Origin of the sequence: Limnospira sp. PMC 289.06 (assembly GCF_032350395.1) — a bacterium.
GTDB lineage: Bacteria > Cyanobacteriota > Cyanobacteriia > Cyanobacteriales > Microcoleaceae > Limnospira > Limnospira platensis.
Genome location: NZ_JARPLC010000461.1, coordinates 1 through 528 on the forward strand (window position 1 = coordinate 1; position 528 = coordinate 528).

General features: G+C 40.7%; 1 protein-coding gene. It reads left to right on the forward strand.

All coding sequences use genetic code 11. The features are described 5' to 3' along the window. Positions 1-61: 61 nt before the first annotated feature. Positions 62-528: reverse transcriptase domain-containing protein (locus tag P5674_RS25780; protein WP_315670482.1), on the forward strand; the 467-nt coding region annotated here is incomplete at its 3' end.

Here is a 528-nt window from a genome sequence, read left to right on the forward strand (position 1 = left end):
GGTTTTGAAGTGGAGTTGGGGAAGGTGACTTCCCTTTCGACCATAACAAAATGCTCTTACCGTGAACCATGATTATCTACTGTCCAAAATTCATTGTCCAAGCAGCCTAAAAAGAGACCTGAAACAATGGCTCAAAGCAGGCGTGCTAGATAACGGCGTATTTGAGGATACAGAATCAGGGACACCCCAGGGAGGGGTGATAAGTCCAATACTCGCCAACATCGCACTGTTGGGTATGGTTAGGTTAATTGAAACAATGTATCCTAAAGAAAAAGGGGTTAAAGTTAAAGCCACCTTAATAAGATATGCCGATGATTTTGTAGTGATATCATCATCACTAGAGATTATTGAACAGTGCAAGACTGCAATTTCTGAATGGCTAAAACCTGTAGGACTAGAAATAAAACCTGAAAAGACTCGAATCTGTCATACACTCAAGCCTATTGAGTATGACGGTAAGACAGAGAATCCAGGGTTCGATTTTCTAGGATTCAACATCAGGCAATATCCCGTAGGAAAATACAAATA